The sequence below is a fragment of the Burkholderia pulmonis genome, from assembly GCF_984667975.1.
The window spans coordinates 875,026-897,707 of record NZ_OZ480187.1 but is presented as its reverse complement, the minus strand read 5'-3'; the positions used below and the strand labels follow the sequence as shown (position 1 = coordinate 897,707).

Genomic DNA, 22,682 nt, shown 5'->3' with positions numbered 1-22,682 from the left:
CCGGTTCGACCTGCCCGGTTGCCATAAATCATGGCTCGAAGATGTCTACGGTAGGCTGGCCGGTCCATTCAAGCAGAGACATCGTTCAACGCAGTACATCAAAACCCTACCGAATGTCCGTTGCCAGCCACGCGTTCGGCCCCGCCGTACTCGACGAAACGTCCATCCATCAAGAAAACGCGTGCGTCGCTGCATGAGATGCCGTACGTAAAAGCGAGGGCGGATCAGGAGCCGGTGTCGGTCTTCCGCGACACGAGCTGCCTGCGCGCCAGCTTTCCGATTGCGTTACGCGGCAATGCTTCAACCACCGTCCAACGCGCCGGGCGCATATAGGCGGGCAGCACGCTCGCGAAATCGGACGCCCCGATATCGTGGCCCGGCCGCAGCACCAACCACGCCACGATGCATTGCCCTCCGTCATCGGCGGCACACCCGGCCACCGCCACATCGACGACTTGAGGCAGGGTCATCAGCCGGTCCTCGACCTGTTGCGGGTAGATGTTTTCGCCGCCGACGATCAGCATGTCGTCCGTCCTCCCCAGCAAATAGAGCCGCCCGGCGGCGTCTCGCCACCCTTTGTCTCCTGTTGCGAAGGGATGCACGGATACCGGCGTCGCATGCGCATGATCGTATCCGCCGAAGACCAGCCGCCCCGTTACGATCACTTCGCCGATCTTCCCCGGGCTCAACGTGTCGCCCGCGCTCCCTCGAATGGCAATCTCCGTCCCGTGGACCGGGTACCCGACGCTTTCGGGCGCCTCGCGCAGGTCCCGCGGGTCCGCTATCGTGATCAGGCCCGCTTCCGTACTCCCGTACAGGTTGTAGAGAACCGCGCCCCAGCGGCCGAACGTTTCCTCGATCAAGCGCACCGGCATCGGCGCCGATCCCGAAACGACGCACTCGATCGCGGCAGGCGGATCGTGCAGCGATGCGTCCAGCATGCGGCGCAACAGCGTCGGCACGACGACGACGTTCCTTGCCTGCGTGTGCTTGGCGATTGCCCACAACCGGCTGCCGTCGGTATGACGCGTGAGCGCCACCGGACACCGAAGCGCCAGGCCCAACGCCAGCGCCGCGACTCCGTATCCGTGAAACAGCGGTACCGCGATCAGCGTGCGGGCCCCGGTTCGCAACGACAGCCGTGACACCAGGCTGTACATGATTCCGGCTACCTGCGTCACGGACAACGCGCGACGCACGCCTTTCGCTGCGCCGGTCGTTCCGGAGGTCAGCACGATCAACGCGCCCTGCCTGCGCCGGCCGCGCCGCGCGGGGGGCGTCGATGCGATCAATCCCGGCAGATTCGGGCCGGCACCGCCCGCTTCACGGTCCGTCGACGATTCGCTCCATAGCACCCGACCACGAAAATCGGCCTCCTTCACGTGGGCTGCATATTCCGGATCGACGACAAGCGTGCGCACATCGTGAGCGTCGAGCGCCGCCGCCAGCTGACGCCCGTCGAATCGCGTGCTCAGCAGAACGACGTCGGCACCGAGCCTCATCGACGCCAGCATCGCGATGACAAACCTGCCGTGGTTCCGGCACATCAAGCCGACCCGGTCACGGCCGCGCCCCCCCATGCCGTCGAGGGCGGAGGCAAGCGCGTCGACGTCGCAAACGAGCTCGCGCCAGCTCCATTGGCGCTGATCGTCCGCCAGCGCGGTCTCGTCGGGCGCGAGGTCTTTCCAGAGCGCCGCGAGCACGTACATCGACCATCCGTGCCGGATGCCCAGCCGGACCAGGCGCAACCCCAGCGAGCCCGGCGCGGGCAGACCGCTGATGCGCAGCGCTCGCCATACCCATCGCATCGCCGTCAGGCAGTCACGCATCGCGCTTCCCCGACGCATCTTGCGAAGCGCCGCGTCGATACAGCGCCGAGAGCATCCAGTCGACAGGATGACGAAACAGAATCGCGATCCATTCGCATGGCCAGAGCCACCACGGCGCGACGCGACGCCGGCGCGACACCAGCGCGTAGGCCAGTACGCCCGCCGCCTGCTCGGCGGACATGCCGGGCACGCGCTCGAACACGGCGCTGGGCGCGCTCATTGGCGTATGGACCAGCGGCAGATAGACCGATCCGAGATCGATGCCTTTGGTGCGCAGCTCGCCAGCCACCGACTGAAACCACATGTCGAACGCGCTCTTGCTGCTCTGGTAGGCCGCCCAGTAAGGCGTCGCGGGGAGCCTGGCCGACACCGAGGACACGTTGACGACCTGCCCCGCGCCGCGCGCCACCATGCGTGGAAGAACCCGGCTCAGCAACGCGACCGGCGCGACATGGTTGATCTGGTTGCAGCGCAACGCATCGCGCAACAGCTGTGGTCCGTCGGTCAGGCGTCGGCGAATCGATTTCCCGGCATTGCTGATCATCACGTCGATCACCGGAAACTCGGCTTCGATCCGGTTGCCCAGCGCCTGCACCTGGCTCATCTCCGCGAAATCGACGCAGTAGTAGTGCGCGCTGGCTCCCTTCTCCGTTGCCTGTCTGCACACATCGGCCAGTCGCGCTTCGTTTCGCGCGACCAGGAGCAGCCGTACGCCCGGCTGCGCGAGAAGGCGTGCGGCAGCCGCGCCGATCCCGGACGACGCGCCGGTGATCAGGATCGTCTTTCCCGCCAGCAGGCGCCGCAATCGTGCTTCGTCCAGACAGGTTCGGGGGCAAAGCCAGCTCGGCATGGACGGTCGCGACATGATCCAGATACGTTCCCGAAAGCAATGCATCGGCCATAAAAATGCGAAGTCGATCGAGCGGGAAAACTTCGGACTGCATTCGACCTCGCCCGTTTCGACGGGGTCATTGCTTCCAGAATTCCCACGTCGACGGATCACGCGAGGCAGCCCGGCAGACGATCGTGCCGTCCGACGAATCCAGCCGCTGGATATCGCCGGACTGAAGCACTTTTACATAGTATTGCCCGGACCTGAGGTCGCGCTTGAGGCCCTCAAGATCGCTGACGATATACAAGGCGTCGTTCAGAAAGACATTCTTCCCTGCGTTTGGCGCGAAATACAGTTGGGTGCCGCCTTGCCACAGAGTGCCGCGTGACTCGCCCTGTCCGCCGTCCAGATCGGCAACCTTGGTCCACTTCGGCGCCGACAGACCCGGCAGCATCCACAATTGCGTCTTGCGGGCTTTCAACGATCGATCGCTCCGTCCGTTTCCCCATTCGTCCACAGCACGTATCACGAAGGCGTTGCGATCGTCGGTCCATACGCCGTGCGAGCGCATCGTCGGCGTGCCGGCGAACGGGTTGGCGCAGCCGCGCTGGAGCCCTTCGCCCCGATAGTCCCAGAACCAGATTCCCGACGCGTTATAGAAAAGCTCGTGATTGGCACGGTCGCGGTCGGCGATCAACAGGTGCAGCGAACGGCTGTCCACGCCGTCGACTTCGGGAGGAAACGGTGTTGCGCCGAAGTAGAATCGCCCGGTCGCGCGATCCTGCCCGTAGACGTTGTCCGATGGGTCGCTGTCCGGCCGGAACGCGAAAAATGTAGCCGGCCCGGCGCCCGGTACCACCTCGCCCTGAAAATACACGCGGCGGCTGTCGCGCGCGTAGCGATCGTCTATCCGGCCGGCCAGCTCTCCCAGGCCGAGCGTTACCGTCTGGAGCGACGCGCCGTCGGCGCCCGGGATCACACCGCCTTCGTAGAAGGCGTGCACGCCGTCCTGCGCGTACGCATCGACAACGATCTTCAGATTCGCGGCATTCGCCGATTCCAGCGGAACCAGCACGTAGTCCGTGGGGCGCGGCTTCTCCGGGTTATCCTCGCTCCGGCTGTGCGTGAAGTCGTGCCACCAGTGATAGGACGCGTTCTTCTTTTGCCGCGTGCAGTACCACGCGCGTCTTCCATCGCTGACGTAGCCGTTGCTGACGAAGCGAACCTGTTCGGGACGCAACCGCGGAACAACGCGCGAACCGCAATACACCGCGATGCGATCCTTGCCGAGATTCTCCGAATCCAGGCCGCCGAGTGCGCCAAAGCTGCGGGCATCGGCGCCGGGCACCAGATAGTAGCCCTGTCCGCCGATGTTCATGTAGACGCGCCCCCGATGGAGCGTGTAGATACCGGCCAGGGTTTTGCCGCCGCCCGCCGAGTCGTCTTCCCCCGACGCATCGACAAGCACGAAGGCGACGACAATCAGTAAAACACCTGCCAGCAGTAGCGGCGCCATCAACCGGCCGGCGAACGCACGCGGGCGGCCGCCACCGGCGACATGCGATTGCCGCGCCCGCCACAGCGCAAGACCCAAAATCAGCACGCCCGACACGAGCAGCGGCAGGATCATCAATAACACCATGCGACACGCCTCCCCGATCGATCGCGGTCTCCATGTAACGCATCACGTTGCGGTCCGGCTTGTCGCTGAATCACGTTATCGCTCCCGTGCGAAACCGGCTGCCGCAACGTAAAGGGTAAGCCCGAAGAACCATGCAACCAGCACGATTTCCGACAGGCCCAGACTGTACGGCACGAACATGTCGTCGTTGACGAACGCGATCGCATAGCCTGGCTGGGCCGGGTCGACATAGGCCGGGACGTGACGCCCCTCGGCGGAATCCGCCGCGCGATCGAGCCGCCCGGCGGTCGGAAGCCAGCGGAAATCCACGGCCTCGGCCTGCCCGCGTAGTTTTCGGCCTTGCCATTCATAGCTGACGTCGCACTCGATCTGGTCGTGCCCCTTCTGACCGCCGGTGTAACGCGACGCGCAATCCACCAGGATGCCTGGTACGTCCACCAGCTCGCGGCCGACGAACAGCCGATGGTTCGCCGGCCGGTTGGTCAACGTATAGAGCATCGCGAACAGCAACAGGCACCACAACAGCGACATCGCAAGCCGCGGCGGCCATTTTCGCCAGGTGCGGCCGCGCTTGAGAACCAGATTCCCCTGCTCGTCGTACTCGTAGTCCGCGCGGCGCCCGGGGCGGCCAGTCAGCATGCCCGGCACGATAAAGCCCGCAACGAACAGCCCGACGAGGATCAGCATGTCCAGCGCCCCGACGGACGCCTGAAACCACGCTTGCGGCACGTACTGTGGCCGGCTGACGCCATGCAGCCTGTTGACGTTGAGGTCGACGTCGATCGACCGGCCATCGCTGAAAGCGGCGAGCCGCCGGTGCAGAACCGCCAGCGTGTTGAATGCACTGTCGGACTCCCATGCCAGCGCCCTGGCGGATATCGGCTTGCCGGCTCCGTTGTAGTCGAGCGTGCAGATCACCGCGTCAGCGTGAACATTGCCGCGGCGAACGAGCATGCAGTCGCGAGGCGCCGCCTTTTCCGTGACGTACGAATCGAACGAAAGACCGCGCACCAGCAACAGGTGGACAAGCCGCGGCGAGAAGATCAGGCACAGAAAGACGACCGCACCCAGCGAAAGGATCGCTGTCGTTCCCCACGACACCCCGCTCCTGCTCATGCGCTTCCCCTGTCAAAGGACGCCTGCCTCGTAATGCATGCCGCGGCTCCGGCCCCGATCCCCGATCGGCGCGGGACGGATGCATGTCGCGTTCTCGCGTTGCCGCCCACCTTCATCGAAAGCCGCCTCCACCCTGAATCCTCGAAACGGCACGCCGCGTCGGCACGGCCGTTCGCCGAACGCCGGCCAACGGAACGATAGCCCGCCGGCACCGGCTACCCGCATGGCATCGCGGTGGCGTCATCGGCCTTGTACGCAAGGAAGGATCCGTGAACGGCCTGCGGCCGGCCTGCCCGGATGAAGGTCGCGTTGAAATCGACTTGCCATGCACCATCGCCGGCAGCCCTGACATCGTAACGACCTTCGGCGCCGAGCTCGCATCCGTTCGAGTCGCACAGATAGACGCGGCCTTGCCCGCGATCGGCACGAGCGGCATCCGACGCAGTGACGACTTTAGCTTCCGACGCGTCGGGCACGGTCAATCGCACGCTCCGCCCGTCCTTCGCGGTGGACGTGATGACCGGCAGGGGCGCATCATTGGAGCCGCACGTGTGACCGATCAGGCCGTCCGGCCAGACATCCCGCGTGTCGCGATCGGAACACCCGCCTGCAAGGACGGGGATCGCGGCGATCAAGAACCACGCAAGGAAGCGCGGCCTGACCGGCCGTGCGCCGTTGAAGCTCGAATCGAATCGTCGTAACCGACCGGATATCGGACGCTTCATATCGGTTGCTCCGGACAAGGGGATTTGCGAACGACGCGGCTGTCATCGCAGCATGCGCCATTCAAGTCGGTGCAACTCGCCATACGCGCCTGATATCGTGTGGTTCCGCGGCCGGCATGCCCATGCCCGTCGATACCGACGCACGCATACGAGGTGCGAACATGAGTTGGGAAGAACGGTACGGAGCGATCTGGATATCGCAGGCGCCGGGCGAGGTCACCGTCGTCGAGCGTCATCTCGCGAGCCGGAATCTGGTCGCACATATCGCGCGTCGAAACGACGGCCTGTTTCGCGTAGCCGTGCTGCGCCCCTACCCCGATCCGCAGTGGCGCCTGCCATTCTGGGGCGAAGTGGAGCGCGCCGCGCTCGTTGCATCGATCGACGAAGGCGAACACTATCTGGCTGCCTTGCTGGCCCGGCTGGATGAATCGATCGACGACGACTGACCTGCCGCGCGCGCCTCGATTCGAAGTCACGCATGTCCAACCGATCCTGGATGGCGTCGATGCCCGCGGCGGACGGCAGCACCCACGGCGCAGGCAACCTGGCTCCGCCGCGACGCCGGCATGACGATCGTCCATCACGCGGTGGCGTTCCACTTTCTCGCCAGTTGGGCCGCCAACGCGGCCCAGCTCGCTGGATTGGCGAGAAGCTCGTTCAGGAAGCCCAGTTCGGCGGGAAACAGGAACGGACACGCCGGCGTGCCCATCCCCAGCGTGCGCCTGTATGCGAGGGCTGTAGCCGGCAGCATTGCCGCGAGTTCCCCGGCAGCCGCATGATGCTTGCGACCAGCAAGCTCCACGATGCCGACGGGCAACAGCGGCAGACCGGCCAGCGCGCCATAGCGTGTGCGCGCCCAGCCCGGCCGGCGAAACGTCTCGACGACCTTGCCGAACGGCGTCACCGGATCGCCGTCGCCCGTGCGGAGCGCGAGCAGCGTCTCGGCCAGCGCGCGATCGAATGCGCCGCTCCCTGCGATCATCTTCCCGGCGAACGTCTCCCACGCCGGCGGCCAGGACAAATCGTGCTCAATCGCCACCATCAGCCGCGTTACCAGCAGCACCATCTTGTCCACCGAAAACGACAGCTCGGGATCACCCCAACCATCTGCCGCCGGTACCTGTATCCGGTAGGTTTCCTCATCGCCGGCGGCCAGCGCCATCAGCGGGTCGGTGAAGGACCATCTCGCGCTGAACGGTGCATTCGCGAGCCCGGTCAAGGTCCAGATGCGCACACATGCGACCAGCAACGAGCGAAACCGTGCGTGATCCTGCTCCCACGCTTCGGCAACGACAGGCACATAGTGATCGGCCATGCCGTGCAGGTTCAGCAACCGCCACTCCTGCGGCGTCAACGCGGCGATGAAGGCAGGGCGGCCATTCGCGTAACGGCCTCCGCCCGGCGGTATCTGCTGAAGACGCGTCGCCAGTTCACGCAGCCATGCTTCAATCAATGCGTCGTTCATCAGCGAGCCCACCGGGTGGAGGCGGTTGAACAGCAAGCGCGCAACCGTCGTCGTTCGACTACCGGCAGATCGGCATGACGAGCGACAAGAACAATTGCCGCTGCCGCGAGAATCAGGCGCTTCGCGATCAAATGGGGCATATATGCAGCCCTGACAAGGCGTTCTCTCGGCAGATTCCGTTGACCGACAACGATCCGCTCCTCGCAGCCATACCAGCGCTACCCGCCGGAAGGACATGCCAGTACGTCACCCGGCTCGCGCCTTCCTGAAGATGCGACTCGTCAAGATACTCGCGATGAATGCGATCGACATCGCCAGCCCGAACCGGACGGGATAAATACTGACCAGCCCGCCTGAAACGAGCGCCCAGTCTGAAGTACCGAACGTCAACGTGAATTCGACGACGAATACGATCACGGCGACCACATTGCAAACCAGTATCACGCGCAGCGTCGATTTGACGACACGACCGAGCGCGAATGCACAAACAAACCAGGCACCGGCCACAGATGCAATCAACGGCATCGCGGTCGGGATATTGATGGACGCATCGCTCGTATTGCGTGAGATGTTCTTCAGAGCGGCCCATATCAGATCGGTCGACAGAATCCAGATGAACGGCACGAGGAACGAGAGACCCATACTCAGGGTTCGCGTGATCCCCGAGTTTTGCATCCTCGCAACGAGTGTATTGATCGAATGCATTCATTCTCCGGAAGGTTGCCTGCCTGCAGGCGTCGCCGCACGGTCATCTCCAACGCGGGCGAAACGGGCAAGCGCACGTCGCGCGGCATGCGACTTCGGATCGAGCGCAACCGCGCGCCACAAATAGCGCCGCGTGTCGTAGGCATTCGCGTTGACGCCGTCGCCCGACTGATAGGCCAGACCGAGATACAGGCAGCTTTCGGCGTCGTTCAGTATGCAGCCCCGAGAGAACCGTTGTATCGCGGCTTTCGGATCACGCGCGCCGATTTTCCAGCCGAGTCGCAGTTTCCCGAGATTGCTGCACGCTTCGCCCTCGTCGTGGTCACATGCGGTCTGGTAGTAGGTCGCCGCCCGTTTCAAATCACGCCGGACGCCTTGCCCCGTGTGGTATATCACCCCGAGGTTGAAACAACCGAGCGAATCGCCGTCGCTGCATGCCTCCCTGAACAACGCGATTGCGCGCTTGCGATCCCGATGCACACCGATCCCCTTCATATAGGCCGCCCCGAGATTCGCGCACCCCGTCATACCGCCTGCCCGGCACGCCTTGTCGAATAGTTGCACGGCTCGCCTGCTGTCCCGTTCCACACCCTGGCCGAAGACATAAGCCAGGCCGAGATTCGAACACTCCGTGTCGTCGAGATCGCAGGCCGATCTGAAGTTTTTCGCTGCATTGAACCAGTCCTGTTGCACACCGTCGCCTTTCTGGAGCATGAGCCCCATTTGAGTGCAGCTTGCGGCATTCGAATTGTCGCAGCCGTCCGCGTATAAGCCCGCTGCATGCAGGAGGTTTTCGGTCGAGGCCGCGGCATAGCCCAAACCGGCCTTCTCGCAACTTCCCGGATCGGTCTCATGACACGCGTCGACGAGCTGCGCAAGCGACTTCCCCGAAGAGGTAGAGGATGACGATACATCGCTGGCCGGCACGCCGGCTTCATCCTTTTCGTGCGGGCGGACCGGATTATCGCGTACCGCTTCGTCTTTCGTTTGCAGTCCGGCAGATGTCCCGACGCTCGCCGGTGCAGCGGCCTGCCCTCCGGCCTGACATGCCGTCAGGAAGAGGATCGCTAATGCGGCGAGATAGCCTTTCATCTGATTCGCCCTTTCTGCCCGGCAAACCGCCGGATTTCGTTGCTTCGATCAATGGGCATGACGTGTGCCGACGCGCGTTGACAGGCTACTTCCCCAGCAGCTTGCCGCGCGCGGCCTTGAACAGGCCGACCACCCCAAGCCGCCCGCCGGGCAGGGCAAGCAGCTCCTTGTCCAGTTCCTTGCGTTGCGCGTCGCTCAATTGCCGCGGCGGCAGGATCAACAATTCCCGGTACATCGCCACGGCCTTCTCCGGTGCCCCTGCGGGCGCATAGGTGCGTGCCAGGCTGATGCGCGCCTGGATCAGCAGCGCCTTGATCTGCTCGTCTGTCTCCCCATTGCACACCTGAAGCAACCTTTCGCAGGGACGCAGCGCATCGGCATGACGGCCCAGCTTGCGCAACAGAATGCCGAGGTTGACCGCCGACTTCGCGGCCTGCAACCTCAGGTTCGCCTCACCGGCAGACAGGTAGCCGTCGAGCACCTGGCGATAGCCGGCCAGCGCGGATTCCGGGTCGCGGTCCGCCAGCGTATGTGCCCTGCTGAACATCGCAGCCGCCACGCGCAGGCGTAGATAGGCCACGTCCGCACGCCCCCAGCGCTCGATGATCTGCTCGTAGACCTTCAGCTCTTCGGCATGACGGCCCAGCCTGTTCAGGTCGACCGCCTTGTTCGACATGGCCAGGGCCACGTCTTTCTCGGCAGTCGTCGACAGATCGATGCCGTAGCGCGCAATCACTTCGTCGTTGACTGCCAGCGACGCCTCGCGCTGATTCAGCCTTGCCAGGCAGAACGCCTTGTTCGTCATGGCCTTCCGGCACAGACGGCGCAATTCCGGATGCAGCGACTCGACGTGCTGCGTCAGCATCTGGTCGTACAGTGCGATCGCGTCGCGATGCCTGTCTTCGTCCCGCAGGGTGTCGGCACGGTCGAGCGTGCCGACGATCGCGCCGCGCTGTTCGGGCGTCAGGTCTTCGTACTGGTCGCCGTAGTTCACGGCCACGCCGCGGTCCTGCAGCCGATTGAGGCAGGTCAGCCGGCTGGCCGCGCCCTTGGCCACGCTGTCCCGCAGCTTGTCGCCGGTTGCGTTCGCAAAGCGCGCCATCAGCGCGTCGTACACCGACAGCGCTTCGCCGGGACGATCCAGACCGTTCAGGAGCAGATAGGCCTTGTTCAGATACGCACTGGCCACGCGCGGCTCGATGGCCGGCTCCATATCGTCCGCGAAGCGGCTCAGCAGCAGGTCGTAGCTCGCGATGGCCTCGTGCGGATGAGCACGCTCGCGCTGATGGACCGCGAGACTGTACAGCGCATCGGCCACCATCGACCGGATCGATGCATCCTCGTCCGCATGAAAGCGTCGGTCCAGCGCGTGCACCGCCTGCGCATACGCCTGCTCGGCCGGGTCGAGCGGCACCGACTGGCCGAACGGCGTATCGTCGTCGTTGGGCGGAGCGGCCTCGGCGAGGATGTCGATCCGCAGATCCATCGCGCGCGCCACGGCCCGGCGCAAGGGTTGGTCGAACCCGGCTTTCCCCGATTCGACCGCGTCATCCGGAAAATCCGGCGCCAGCGCCAGCGCATCGAGTGCGTCGTCCGGCCGTTTCATTCGACGCAGCAGACGGCCGCGCTCGATCTGCACGTCGACCCGCAGCTTGCGCGATATCGGATCCTTTTCTCCGGTCGATGCATCGGCCAGCGGCAAGCTCAACGCATCGAGTGCCTGCCCGGGCCGCCCCAACGCGCGCAAGGCCCGGGATTTGAGCAGCAGGAGGCGAATCAATTGCGGCGAGGCGGCCTCCATCGGCCCTGAGCGCTGCAGATGCCGCAACAGCAGCTCGGCCCCATCCAGTACTTGCGCAGGACGGTCCCGGGTCTCGAGCCGCTCCAGCATCGCATCGATCAATGTGGCCTGTACCGCCGCATCAGGATGGTCGCGATAACGCATCCATTGTTCGTCGGCAACCCTGTCCGCCTGTTCCAGATAGTCATGCTGATCGTCTTGATCGTCCTCGCCCCCGGCATCGTCCAACCGGCGCAACGCTCGCGCCTTGTAACGCAACGCCTGATTGACGCGCAGTACCACGAAGGCATCATGGTTGTCGGCGTGATCGAGAATCAGCGCGTCGCACGCGGCGATCCACGCCTCGAGATGATCTGCGTCGTTGCCCGTCGCCGCGGCCGCTTCTTCGGCCCACGCGATCGCATCGAACTGGGCCAGCACACACGTTTGCCGGATTTCCGGATCGGTGCTGCGTCCATACTCGGCCAACAGCGCCCGTTGCTCGGACCGGGCTTCGTCATCGCGATGCAGTTGCTTGAGCAAACGCGAGCGCATGTGCAATGCATCGGCTGCCACCTCCTGCACGCCCGGATCCGCCAGTCCGGCGAAGTCGGCCCGCACGGCCGACAGCTCACGCAGTGCCTCGTCGTCGTAGTCGAGTTCGCTCAGCATGCGGGCCCGGCGCAAGCGGATGCGGCCAACCAACGCACGCGTCGCGGGCCACGCGTCTGCGCCGAACCGCTCGGACAGGCGTTGCGCGTGACGCACCATGTCCACGCGGGCGAAGGTTTCGTCCATCGCGGTGCGGATCTTGATCTCCTCCAGCCCGGCGTACGCCACCCACTCGCGCACCGCCAGCGCCTGCGTGTGCTCGAAGCGTGCCTGTACCGACTCGGCGATCTCCAGGGCGCGTTGCAGCTCGCTTTGCCGCGCCAGCGCCACGACCTTGCGGCAGGCCGCCTCGACCAGCCAGGGCCATGCGGCCTCCGTCGTATCGGCGCCCTGGTCGAAATATCGCGTGAAGGCGTCGACCTCCGCCACCGCATCGTCATTCCGCTCCAGCGCTCCCAGCGCCTCGATCTTGCGCAGCCATGCGGTGGCGAGGTGCTCCTGCAGTTCGACAGGCGCCACCGCAACCGTCGGCGCGGCCTGCAACAGGCGAACGCGCACTGCGTCGGCATCGACCAGCGTCTTCTCCGCATCGTCTTCCGTCAAGCGCATACCCTCTCCTCCGCACCGCATCTCGCCCGTCACATTCCACCATCCCGGCGCACGACGACGTGCCCGCCACGGCGCACCGACCGGAGCGGTTCGTCAGTCCGGATGGCCGGGATAGGTTCCTCGCGAGGTCGTCACCAGGCTTTCCGGAATCGCGAAGTCATCGGTAGTCCGTATCGACGACACCGTCACCACGCCGTGATTCGTGATCAATTGCGCACCCGCATCGCGATCCGTTCCGGCCGCCCGCTGGTTCGTCCAGTCCTCGATCCTGCGCTGGCTCCAGCCCAGTTGCTCGCGCAGACGGGCGATCGTCGCCTCCTTCGGCTCGCGTTCTTCGGCCGGCAGCACGACGTAGCGCGTCTTCTCGACCTGCAGCATCGCCTCGAGCGCCGCAAGCGTCGTTTGCGGCGTGCCGCCGACACGCATCGCATAGCCCTCGCCGTCGGGATGAACGGACAGTACGGACATGCCTGACAGGTCGACCGGGCGACGCAGCAGATACCCGTCCGGCGGGTGGTCCTTGTCCGCCGTATCGTCGAGAAGCTGCCCCGACCGCAACCAGGCCGGCAGCGACGCCGTCAGATATTCTCCGGACGCAGGAAACCGCACCGCGTTCCGGATCTGATCGGAGAAAGCCGTCCGCGCCGGTACCGGCAACCGGTAGACCGCCCACAGATCCCACGCCAGTCCCGCATTCGGAATGCCGGCCGAGGTCGTGTCCAGCAGAAAGGCGCCGGCCCCGGTAAAGACCAACCAGCCCTTCTCCTCCAGCGAGCGAGCGACCGGTTCGCTGCGCAGCGTGGCCAGTACGTCGGCAATCTGCGGCTCGCGCCAGCCCAGTTGATCGCGCAAGCGCTGAGCGAGCGCGGCGCTTTTCTTCAGTTCGGACGGCCTCGCCCACAGACAACGCGCATGCCTGCCTTTCAACCATGTGTCCAGCCGGTCGCGCAGGGACGCGATGCCGCCCTCGTCGTCCAGCGAGGGCGTGTCGCCGGCAAAGGTCAGCACCAGGCTTCCTCCCGGCTCGCCGCCGTTTTCCCTCGTGCTGACACCTATCAGGAATCGGGGATCGGGACGGTCCGCGCCGTCGCGACGGGCTGTCTTGTCTCGGGCAATCGCGAAGGGTGCGAGGCCAGGCGAAGTCAGGCCGAAGACTTGCGGCGGCCACGGCCTCGCCGCGATCGTCTGCCCGTCGGCACCGCGCGCGGCATCCTGGCCGCCCATCGAATCCTGCAACTGCCCGGCCAGCGTCAGGCTGTCGATCGACGCCGGGTCGACGAGCACGGCTTCCACTTTGTCGGCTACGGCCTGAAGTCCTTGCGGCGCGGCGGCTTGCCCGGCACCGCGAGGCGCCAGCGTCCACTCGCCGCGCTGATCCTTCTGCCAGTCGAATGCCGTCGCCAGCCAGGCCGGCGTCATCGGATACTGCGCCTGCGTTCTTTCGGTCGCCGTCGTCAGCCTGGCTTGCAGGCTGTCCGGAATCGCGATCTTGCGCGGATGCTCTCCCGTCGCATCGGCCACGATCACGGTGCGAGCAGGCGCGTCGTCGGTCGCGAAGCCGTCGGGCGGCGTAATCCAGGCGGCAAACCTGGCGTCGGGGGAATGACCGATCAACAGCAAGCGATCCCAGGCATCGATCGCCCTCGCATTGACGACGACCGTCACGGACACATCGGCGTCGCTGGCGGAACGCTCCACGCCTTTCGTCTTCGTCGCTTCGCATTCCTGGACACTTCCCGCCACGCAGGCCAGAACATCGTGATCGGGCCGCCGGTAAGTGCGAATGTCGAGCGTATCGGTGTCGAGCACACTGACTTCGTGCCCGGTACGATGAGACATCGTGCCGTTGCGCATTTCGTCGAGGGTGCGGTTGCCCGGGAACGCCAGTTCGTTCATGGACAGGCGCACGCCCGCACAGGAATTCTGCCCGCCCAAATCGGCATCGAGCGGCGCGTCAACCGTACCCTGCAATGTCGTCACCGTGGGGTGTTCCCCCGCCTCGGTCACGAGATCGATCGCCTTGCAGTCGTAGGAGAGCACATAGGCCGCCGGACCATTGTGTACGCGACGCGCGAAGGTGAGCGGAAGCGGTTCCGGGCGAGCCTCTGCCGCAGACGGCGACGGATGCAATATTGGCGAGCCACGGTAGAGCATCTGCATCTCCCGCGCCGCCGACCGGTCCGCTGGCTCCCGGGTCTTCAGCGTGAAAGGCCCGTCGTTGAAATCGGCGTTGTCGGGAAATCCGGACAGGGTTTCGATCGGAATCTGCGGCGTCGCCGGCAACGCAGGCTTTTTCGGGTCGCAGCCCGCCACAATCACGACAACCGCGACAATCAGGCGTCGGCAAAAGACGGCGCTCGACGCACAGTCAGTGGGCGGCATCAACTGACTCGCGAACTGCCGCGAAAAAAGAGCATGGCGAGGCGTCAGCCACCACTGACGACGTCTCTGTCGACGTCACGCAAGCCGGAAGCGTCATCACGATCGGTTTTATCTTTTTCATGTCGATGTCGAGATGCAACAAATGGGGCAAATGCCCTATCACTTCTGAATCGATGAAGCCGGACAGCGCATGGAGCCACGGAATGGCCAAACCAACCAAGAAGATCGCCACCCGCGCATTCGGATCAGCCATCTCTCTTGGCCTATATCACGGGTAACTCGACTCGCCGGGCAGAACCTGCGCGCCAACATTCTCTACCATGTCGACGCACATGACGAATTACCCGTTATTCAGTCACCTATCGTCACGTTAAACGGGTCAATATGTCAAATCATCAGACAATGCGGTTGCCGGCTTTGTTCGCGATGCTCGGCTCTCGGTACCACTTGCTTTGCCATCCTATCCGCCGTACAAGCAAAAAATTATCGAACTTCTTGCGGTAAAAGGGCCACTTTAGTTCGTCGGCCTGGAATGAAAGCTTAGCCGCGTGCCAGCACGCCGATCATGCAGGCAGAACCGCCCTACCCGCCGTCCGTGTCTGTTCCCCGGCACGGGCGCGACCGATAATGGCGGCAGACAGGCACGTCTTCTCGACCAGGCAACGCGCACCCGCGAACCGCGCATCGCAACCAGGAGGCACCGCGACATGACCACCCCATTCAGGCTGGGCGACCACGTTCGCTGGAATTCCGAAGCCGGCTACGTGACCGGCACGATCATCGCGATCCACACCGCCGACTTCGACTACAAGGGCCACCGCCATCACGCATCGCCCGACGATCCGCAGTACGAGATCAAGAGCGACCGCACCGACCATATCGCCGCGCATCGCGGCCGCGTGCTCGAACGCATCGCCGGCAAGGACGACGCATGACGCTCCCGTTCTACACGATCGGCCATTCGAACCGCACGCTCGACGAATTCGTCGACATGCTCGACGCGGTCGAGATCGCGCTGCTCGCGGATATCCGCAAGATGACGCGCTCGCGCACCAATCCGCAGTTCAACGAAGCGACGCTGCCGGATGCGCTGGCCCCCGCCGACATCGCGTACGAACACATCGCCGAACTCGGCGGCCTGCGCGGCAAGTCGCGCGGCGTGCCCGACGACGTCAACGACTTCTGGACGAACCGCAGCTTCCACCGCTACGCCGATTACGCGCTGTCGCCGGAATTCCACGCAGGCCTCGACCGGCTGATCGCACAGGGGCACGCGCAGCGCTGCGCGATCATGTGCTCCGAAGCCGTGTGGTGGCGCTGCCACCGGCGCATCGTGTCCGACTACCTGATCGCGCGCGGCGAAACGGTGCTGCACATCATGGGCCGCAACCGCGTGGAGCCCGCGCGCCTCACGGCCGGCGCGGTCGTGCGGCCCGACGGCACGATCGTCTATCCGGACGTCGAAGGCGACGCCGCCGCACCGGACGAAGCGTCTCGACCCGACGCGTGACGCCGCACGCGCCTCCGCATCCGCCCCGGCTTCCGGCCGCCGCGATCCTGCATTACCATCGGTCGTCCACCGCGCCTGCCCGCCGCCGGCAAGCGGGCCCCGCCACCTCTCCCGTTGCGCACCGATGCTCACTCTCATCATCCTCGCCGGCCTCTGGGCCGGCCTGCAGAACACCCTCGCCGGCGGCGGCTCGTTCGTCACGCTGCCCGCGCTGATCGTGTCGGGCATGTCGCCGCTCGCGGCGAACATCACGTCGACGGTCGCGCTGTTTCCCGCGCAGGTCACGACCGGCTGGGCGAGCCGCAACATGGTGCGTGGCGTCGGCAAGCTATCGTTTCGCGCGATGTTCTTCATCAGCGTGATCGGCGGCGCGCTCGGCGGGCTGCTGCTGCTGAAGACGCCTTCGTCGATCTTCTCGCGCCTCGTGCCGTGGCTCGTGCTGTTCGCGACGGTCGTGTTCGCGTGGGGCAGCTTCTTCCGCAAGCCGCGCGAAGGCGCGGCGCACCTCGGCACCGTGCCCGCCGCGATCTCGCAGTTCATGATCGCGATCTACGGCGGCTACTTCGGCGGCGGGCTCGGCTTCCTGATGATGGCCGTGCTGACAATGGCCGGCCTGTCGCCGCGTCACGCGATGTCGACGAAGAACGCGCTCGCCGGCGTGATGAACGCGTCGGCCGTCGTACTGTTCCTGACGTCGCCCCAACTGCACTGGAAGTCGGCGCTCGCGCTCGGCGGCGGCGCGATCGTCGGCGGGCTGCTCGGCACGTGGGCGCTGCATCGCGTGAACGAACGCATCCTGCGGATCGGGATCGTCTGCATCGGCGTCGTGCTGACCATCGGGCTGTTCGTCAAGCCGATCTGACGCGGGAAGGCCCGGCCCCGAGGCGCCGGCCACCGCTCCGCGGCCATGGCGCCGCGAACATAGACGCGATATCCGATCCGATATGAGGTCCGCCGCGCAAGGGCCGCCCCGGGGGCCTCGGCGATTCGCTCGATTGACGACCGAAATATCGCTGCGTATACATCGGTGAACGATATCCCCACGGCAACAGGCATGTCCCGATACGTCATCGACGCACATCTTCTGAAGATTCTTCATACGCTCATCACCGAATCGAGCGTCTCGCGAACCGCCGTCCTGCTCGGGCAATCGCAGCCGACCATCAGCGTCGCCCTGCGGCGGCTGCGCGCGATCACCGGCGATCCGCTGCTGGTGCGCAGCGGCAGCCGGATGGTGCCGACCAGTCACGCACTGACGCTCGTCGAGCCGCTCGACCAGGCGCTCGCCGGCATCGCGGCCGTGCTGAATCCCGCGAGCACGTTCGATCCTGCCACGACGCACCGCACGTTCCGCATCGGCTCCCCCGACTACCTCGACGTGTTCTTCCTGCCCGCGATCGTCGATGCGTTCAAGCACGAGGCCCCGGGTGCGCGCATCGAGTTCCAGCACCTGATGACGGTGGACGGCGGCTACGAGCACGCGCTCGAAAGCGGCACGCTCGACCTGGCGGTCGGCAACTGGAGCACGCCACCGCAGCAACTGCATCTGCAGCCGCTGTGCCGCGACGATCTCGTGTGCGTGTTACGGGACGATCACCCGATCGCGCACGACCGGCTCACCGCGGACGTCTACCGCGAAGCCGACCATCTCGGCGTGACCACCCATCACGCGACCGGGCTCGGCACCATCGACCGCGAACTCGCGCGCGGCGGCCTGTCGAGAAACGTCACGACGACGATGCCCTATTTCGGCATGGCGCCCTACGTACTGATGCGCTCGAACCTGCTGTTCACGACGACGCGCACGCTCGCGATGCACTTCTGCAGCCTGCTGCCGCTGCGCATCGAACCGATTCCGTGCGAGCCTCAGGCGTTGACGTACTACCAGCTCTGGCACGACCGCACGCATCGCAGCGCCGCCGCCGTGTGGTTGCGGCGCCTCGTGGCCGGCGTCGCGAAAAAGCTGGTGCCAGAAGCCGCGCGCCATCCTCACTGAAAGACAAAAAGCCGCGAGCAAACGCTCGCGGCGAGAAACGAACGGACCCGCGCACCATCGTGCGGGTCGCGTCCGCGACAGGGGTCGGTCAGCGAAGAGGCTGCCTGTCGAAGGCGCATCTGGAGAAGCGCCCTGTCAGGTTGGCGCGGCCCGCGGGCTAGTTCGCCGCGTCGCCGGCCATCGTCTTCAGCAGCGCGGCTTTTTCCGCCGTTGCCGCATCGAGCAGCACAAAGCCCGTGAGGCGCCCGGAATCGGGATCCGCGCACAACGCGCGCGTCGCGCGCGGCGCATCGCCGACCCCGACCTCCGTGATCCAGTGGCCGCCACCGTCCGCCGCGACGACCACCGCGGGAATCGCCGGCGTCTTGACGACGATCGGCATCACCGGAAATGCGACGCGTGTCGGCATACCGTGCAGGCACTGCGCGAGCGCGCGCGCCGCGTGCATGATCGGCAGTACGTAAGGCCGGACACGCCCGTCGATCGCCGCACAGTCGCCGAGCGCGAATATGTCCGGCGCGCTGGTGCGGCACCACGCGTCGGTCACGATCCCGTCCGCGACGTCGAGCCCCGCATCCTGCGCCAGCCCCGTTCTCGGCGCGAGTCCGATCGCCGAGATCACGAGGTCGGCCTCGACGTGGCCACCGTCCGTCAACGCGAGCCGGTATCCGCGCGCAAGACGCGCAATCGACTGCACGCCCGTGCCGAGTCGCAACTGCACGCCCGCGTCGCTCAGCGCCTGCCCGAACACGCGTCCGGCCTCCGCCGGCAGCAGCCGAGACAGCGGCGCATCGGCAGGGTCGACCACGGTGACCGTCAGCCCCGCCGCGATCAGATCGTTCGCGAACTCGCAACCGATGAGCCCCGCGCCGAGCATCGCGACCGAGCGGCAGTCGCGCAGCCCGCCGCGAAAGCGCGCATAGTCGGCGAGATCGTTGATCGACAGGACATCGGCCGCGCCGTCGCCTTCGCAGCGCACCCGCCGCGCGTCCGCACCGGTCGCCAGGACAAGTGCGCGATAGCGCTGCACGCCCCCGTCGTCGAGCACGATCTCGTGCTTCGCCGGATCGATCCGCCGCACGGCGCAGTGCGTCCGGATGGTCGCGCGCAGCTGGTCCGCCATCGTCCATGCGTCGGACATCGCCAGCTGCTCGGGCGTCTTGCGCTGCGCGAGCGCATTCGACAGCGCCGGCTTCGAATAGAAGCTGCCGTCGTCGCGGCTGATCATCACGAGCGGCGTGTCGCCGTCGAGCTTGCGCCACTCGCGCGCCACCGTATAGCCGGCGAGGCCCGTGCCGATGATGACGACCGGATCGCCCTGGTTTCCTGACGTTGCGTTCGCGTTCATGCCGGCACCATCTGCATGTCGAAATCGTGCTTGCCGGTCGCGCAGTCCGGGCACATCCAGTCGTCCGGCACGTCTTCCCAGCGCGTGCCGGGTGCGATCCCGTGCTGCGGCAGGCCTTCGGCCTCGTCGTATCGAAACCCGCAGATCACGCATTCCCAGATCTTCATCGCTTCTCCCGTGCGCGGCTCAGCGCGCATAAGCCTGGCCCAGCCCGAGTTCGCCGAGCGCGCGCCGATACGCACCCGACGAACGATCGGCGAGAATCGGCGCTTCGTGTGCGCGGTCGATCGGCAGATCTTCCGGGCACTGCTGCTCGACGATTTCGCGATCTTCCTCGAAGACCTGGCGGTTGAACGCATAGACGTCGTCGAGCGGCAGGTCGTGATCGAAGTTGCGCGCGATCGGCACGAACAGGCGCGTGAGGCGCGCGGAAACGGGGCTCGCCGCGTTCAGGATCGCAAGCCGGGCGCCCTCCGGAAAATGCACGGTGAGGCGCGCGAAAAACGGCACGTCGACTTCGAACACGCGCCGCCACAGAAAGCCGTCGGGCGCGCGGTGCTGCATCGATTTCGGAAAGTTGCTGACCGTGCTGACGTATTCCGCATGCAGGCCGTTGTCGCGCCGCTCGACCGAGTACTGCGGCACGACCGGATTGCGGCGGTCGGCGAAGCTCTCGTGATGAATCCAGGCGAAGTGCGCAACGTCGATGAAGCCTTCCGTCTGCCGGCCGGCCGACGCATGGATGTCGATCGACGGCGGCAGGATCTGCTGGAAGCCCTCCGTGTTCCACGCGGGAAAATCCGGCAGCGGCAACTCGCCGCCACCCAGCGACACCCACACGAGCCCGTATGCCTGCTGCGCCGCGTAGGTCGTCAGGCACAGGCGCTCCGGAATCGGGCCGTCGGGCTGCGACGGAATGCGCACGCACTTGCCGTCCGCCGCGTATTCGAGGCCGTGATACGGACACACGAGCTTGTCGTCGACCACCCAGCCGCGGCTCAGCGGCGCGCCGCGATGCGGACACACGTCGCGCGCGGCGACGATGGTGCCGCCGGAGCGGAACAGCACGACGCGTTCGTCGAGCAGCGTCACCGCGAGCGGACGGTCGGTCACCTCGCTCGCGAACGCGACCGGATGCCAGTAGCGGCTCAGGATTTCCCAATCGCGCACGTCGAACGTGCAATGGCGGGGCGGAACCGGCGCGCGTGACCGCATCAGCGGCACGACCTGGGTCGTCGTCATTCGTGTCTCCATGGAAGCGTTGTCGTCGACGCGGCAACCGTCGAACCTGCCGACGTCGCCGCGTGGAAACAACGATATAGGGAGACCACCGCCGCTCCCATCGCCGCGCCTTCATGTAGTTCATGTCGACGCGGGCATGGGCGAACCGGCAATTGATGAGCAAACCGCAAGACGTCTTTCGCATATCTCGTTTGCCGTGGCGGCAGTGTCCGCCCACAATCCGGGGTGGCCGTCGTCATCGCCCTCTCGCGGGCACCGACCGGCACACCGTGGCCGCCATTCCGATTCACCGCCGGCGGCCCCGCACATCGCGTCACACACGCTCCCCCGACATCGGCGCCCCTGCGGCGGCAGAACACTTGCCGCCGCGCCGCCCGATGCGTTCCCGGCCAACAATAACTAGAGGTAGGAGATGCAGGACAACTCGTTGAGGCAAAGCCTCAAGCAACGGCACATCACGATGATCGCGCTTGGCGGCCTGATCGGCGCGGGCCTGTTCGTCGGCTCCGGCGCCATCATCGCAACGGCCGGCCCCGCGGCGATCCTGTCGTACCTGATCGGCGGCGTGATCGTCACGCTGGTCATGTTCATGCTCGGCGAAATGGCCTCGCGCAACCCCGACAGCGGATCGTTCTCCACGTACGCGAGCAACTATCTCGGCGAATGGGCCGGCTTCGCGGTCGGCTGGCTGTACTGGTTCAAGTCGATGATGACGATCACCGTCGAGGCGATCCTGCTCGGCGCGATCCTCCACGATTTCCTGCCGTGGCTGCCGATCTGGGGCGGCGCGCTGTTCATGCTCGTCACGCTGATCGCGAGCAACGCGTACTCGGTGCGCTCGTTCGGCGAGGCCGAATACTGGCTGTCGTTCGCGAAAGTCACGACGATCATCATTTTCATGGCGCTCGGCGCGTCGATCCTGCTCGGCTTCCAGCCGCGCATTCCCGCACCGGGGCTCGTGAACCTGACGGATCACGGCGGCTTCATGCCGAACGGCATCTCGCCCGTGCTCGCCGGCGTGATGGTCGTGATCTTCTCGCTCGGCGGCAGCGAGATCGCGGCCGTTGCGGCCGGCGAATCGGAGAACCCGAGCAAAAACGTGATCCGCGCGATCAAGAGCGTGATCGTGCGCGTGATGGTGTTCTACGTCGGCTCGGTGTCGATCCTGATCCTGTGCATGCCGTGGACCGACAAGGCCAACCTGAAATCGCCGTACGTGTCGCTGTTCAACCTGGCGGGCTTCACGAGCGCCGCCGTCGCGATGAAGATCGTGCTGTTCGTGTCGTTCATGTCGGTGATGAACTCGTTCCTGTTCTCGAACTCGCGCATGCTGTTCTCGCTGAGCCAGCGTGGCCACGCGCCGGCGATGTTCGGCCGCACCAACGCGAAAGGCGTGCCGATGAACGCGCTCGTGCTGTGCCTCGCGATCTGCGTGTCGATCCTCGGCATTCACTTCGTGAGCGGCGGCGACCTGTTCCTGATGCTCGCGAAGAGCAGCGGCGCGTTCGTGATGATCGTGTGGATCTTCATCATCGTCGCGCACTTCGCGATGCGCCGGCAGATGAAGCACGAGCCACGCGACCCGACGGCGTTCCGCGCGTGGTTCTATCCGGTGTCGAACTGGGTCGCGCTGCTGGCGCTGGTCGCCGTGCTCGGATCGCAGGCGTTCAACCCGGATTCGCGCTTCCAGTTCTGGTTCACGGTGTCGACGGCGCTCGCGATCGTCGCCGCGTACTTCCTGCGGCGCAGGCAGCCGTCGTTCGCACCGGCGTCCGGCGCGAAGGGGCGTTGACCGGC

The 22,682-nt window shown here is 65.6% G+C and carries 20 protein-coding genes; 6 read left to right on the top strand and 14 right to left on the bottom strand.

Going from position 1 to position 22,682, the window contains the following annotated elements:
• Window positions 1-224 precede the first annotated feature (224 nt).
• From AC5LXK_RS20745 to AC5LXK_RS20725, 5 genes are all read right to left on the bottom strand, one after another.
• Window positions 225-1,829, bottom strand: coding sequence for an AMP-binding protein (locus AC5LXK_RS20745; protein WP_493393329.1), 1,605 nt, complete (start codon window positions 1,827-1,829; stop codon window positions 225-227).
• Window positions 1,822-2,679, bottom strand: coding sequence for an SDR family NAD(P)-dependent oxidoreductase (locus tag AC5LXK_RS20740; RefSeq protein WP_493393328.1), 858 nt, complete (start codon window positions 2,677-2,679; stop codon window positions 1,822-1,824). Before AC5LXK_RS20740 ends, AC5LXK_RS20745 begins: the two co-directional genes overlap by 8 nt.
• 118 nt (window positions 2,680-2,797) lie before the next feature.
• Window positions 2,798-4,303, bottom strand: a complete 1,506-nt coding sequence (locus AC5LXK_RS20735) for a DKNYY domain-containing protein (RefSeq protein WP_493393327.1) — start codon at window positions 4,301-4,303, stop codon at window positions 2,798-2,800.
• A gap of 75 nt (window positions 4,304-4,378) precedes the next feature.
• Window positions 4,379-5,419, bottom strand: a complete 1,041-nt coding sequence (locus AC5LXK_RS20730) for a hypothetical protein (protein WP_493393326.1) — start codon at window positions 5,417-5,419, stop codon at window positions 4,379-4,381.
• Between the two features lie 215 nt (window positions 5,420-5,634).
• Window positions 5,635-6,144, bottom strand: a complete 510-nt coding sequence (locus tag AC5LXK_RS20725) for a hypothetical protein (RefSeq protein ID WP_493393325.1) — start codon at window positions 6,142-6,144, stop codon at window positions 5,635-5,637.
• Window positions 6,145-6,266: 122 nt separating this feature from the next.
• Here AC5LXK_RS20725 and AC5LXK_RS20720 point away from each other — a divergent pair, with 122 nt between their 5' ends.
• The gene (locus tag AC5LXK_RS20720) at window positions 6,267-6,590 is read left to right on the top strand and encodes a hypothetical protein (protein WP_493393324.1); all 324 of its coding nucleotides are present in this window, start codon (window positions 6,267-6,269) and stop codon (window positions 6,588-6,590) included.
• Window positions 6,591-6,724: 134 nt separating this feature from the next.
• Here AC5LXK_RS20720 and AC5LXK_RS20715 read toward each other — a convergent pair whose 3' ends face one another.
• From AC5LXK_RS20715 to AC5LXK_RS20690, 6 genes are all read right to left on the bottom strand, one after another.
• Window positions 6,725-7,645 (bottom strand): hypothetical protein, encoded by a 921-nt coding sequence (locus AC5LXK_RS20715; RefSeq protein ID WP_493393323.1) that lies wholly within the window; start codon window positions 7,643-7,645, stop codon window positions 6,725-6,727.
• Window positions 7,646-7,855: 210 nt separating this feature from the next.
• A complete protein-coding gene (locus tag AC5LXK_RS20710; protein ID WP_493393322.1) occupies window positions 7,856-8,314 on the bottom strand; it encodes a hypothetical protein in 459 nt (152 codons plus the stop codon).
• A complete protein-coding gene (locus AC5LXK_RS20705; RefSeq protein WP_493393321.1) occupies window positions 8,315-9,406 on the bottom strand; it encodes a tetratricopeptide repeat protein in 1,092 nt (363 codons plus the stop codon).
• Window positions 9,407-9,491: 85 nt separating this feature from the next.
• Window positions 9,492-12,407, bottom strand: a complete 2,916-nt coding sequence (locus AC5LXK_RS20700) for a hypothetical protein (protein ID WP_493393320.1) — start codon at window positions 12,405-12,407, stop codon at window positions 9,492-9,494.
• Window positions 12,408-12,500: 93 nt separating this feature from the next.
• Window positions 12,501-14,789, bottom strand: a complete 2,289-nt coding sequence (locus AC5LXK_RS20695) for a hypothetical protein (protein WP_493393319.1) — start codon at window positions 14,787-14,789, stop codon at window positions 12,501-12,503.
• A complete protein-coding gene (locus tag AC5LXK_RS20690) occupies window positions 14,776-15,042 on the bottom strand; it encodes a hypothetical protein (protein WP_493393318.1) in 267 nt (88 codons plus the stop codon). Before AC5LXK_RS20690 ends, AC5LXK_RS20695 begins: the two co-directional genes overlap by 14 nt.
• Before the next feature lie 454 nt (window positions 15,043-15,496).
• Between AC5LXK_RS20690 and AC5LXK_RS20685 the strand changes: the two genes are divergently transcribed.
• The 4 genes from AC5LXK_RS20685 to AC5LXK_RS20670 all read left to right on the top strand — a co-directional run bounded on the left by AC5LXK_RS20685 (window position 15,497) and on the right by AC5LXK_RS20670 (window position 18,295).
• Entirely contained in the window at window positions 15,497-15,724 is a 228-nt protein-coding gene (locus tag AC5LXK_RS20685; RefSeq protein ID WP_493393317.1) for a hypervirulence associated TUDOR domain-containing protein, read from the top strand.
• Entirely contained in the window at window positions 15,721-16,299 is a 579-nt protein-coding gene (locus tag AC5LXK_RS20680) for a DUF488 domain-containing protein (RefSeq protein WP_493393316.1), read from the top strand. The genes AC5LXK_RS20685 and AC5LXK_RS20680 overlap by 4 nt, the downstream gene beginning before the upstream one ends.
• Window positions 16,300-16,423: 124 nt before the next feature.
• A complete protein-coding gene (locus AC5LXK_RS20675; RefSeq protein ID WP_493393315.1) occupies window positions 16,424-17,161 on the top strand; it encodes a sulfite exporter TauE/SafE family protein in 738 nt (245 codons plus the stop codon).
• A gap of 192 nt (window positions 17,162-17,353) precedes the next feature.
• On the top strand, window positions 17,354-18,295 hold the full coding sequence (locus AC5LXK_RS20670) for a LysR family transcriptional regulator (RefSeq protein WP_493393314.1): 942 nt from the start codon (window positions 17,354-17,356) through the stop codon (window positions 18,293-18,295).
• A gap of 157 nt (window positions 18,296-18,452) precedes the next feature.
• On the opposite strand, the gene AC5LXK_RS20665 is transcribed toward AC5LXK_RS20670, so the two are convergent.
• From AC5LXK_RS20665 to AC5LXK_RS20655, 3 genes are read right to left on the bottom strand one after another with little or no spacing between them, the layout of a single operon-like run.
• Entirely contained in the window at window positions 18,453-19,643 is a 1,191-nt protein-coding gene (locus tag AC5LXK_RS20665; RefSeq protein WP_493393313.1) for an NAD(P)/FAD-dependent oxidoreductase, read from the bottom strand.
• On the bottom strand, window positions 19,640-19,810 hold the full coding sequence (locus tag AC5LXK_RS20660) for a rubredoxin (protein WP_493393312.1): 171 nt from the start codon (window positions 19,808-19,810) through the stop codon (window positions 19,640-19,642). Before AC5LXK_RS20660 ends, AC5LXK_RS20665 begins: the two co-directional genes overlap by 4 nt.
• A gap of 19 nt (window positions 19,811-19,829) precedes the next feature.
• A complete protein-coding gene (locus AC5LXK_RS20655; protein WP_493393311.1) occupies window positions 19,830-20,885 on the bottom strand; it encodes a Rieske 2Fe-2S domain-containing protein in 1,056 nt (351 codons plus the stop codon).
• Between the two features lie 412 nt (window positions 20,886-21,297).
• Between AC5LXK_RS20655 and AC5LXK_RS20650 the strand changes: the two genes are divergently transcribed.
• Window positions 21,298-22,677, top strand: coding sequence for an amino acid permease (locus AC5LXK_RS20650; RefSeq protein WP_493393310.1), 1,380 nt, complete (start codon window positions 21,298-21,300; stop codon window positions 22,675-22,677).
• Window positions 22,678-22,682: the final 5 nt, after the last annotated feature.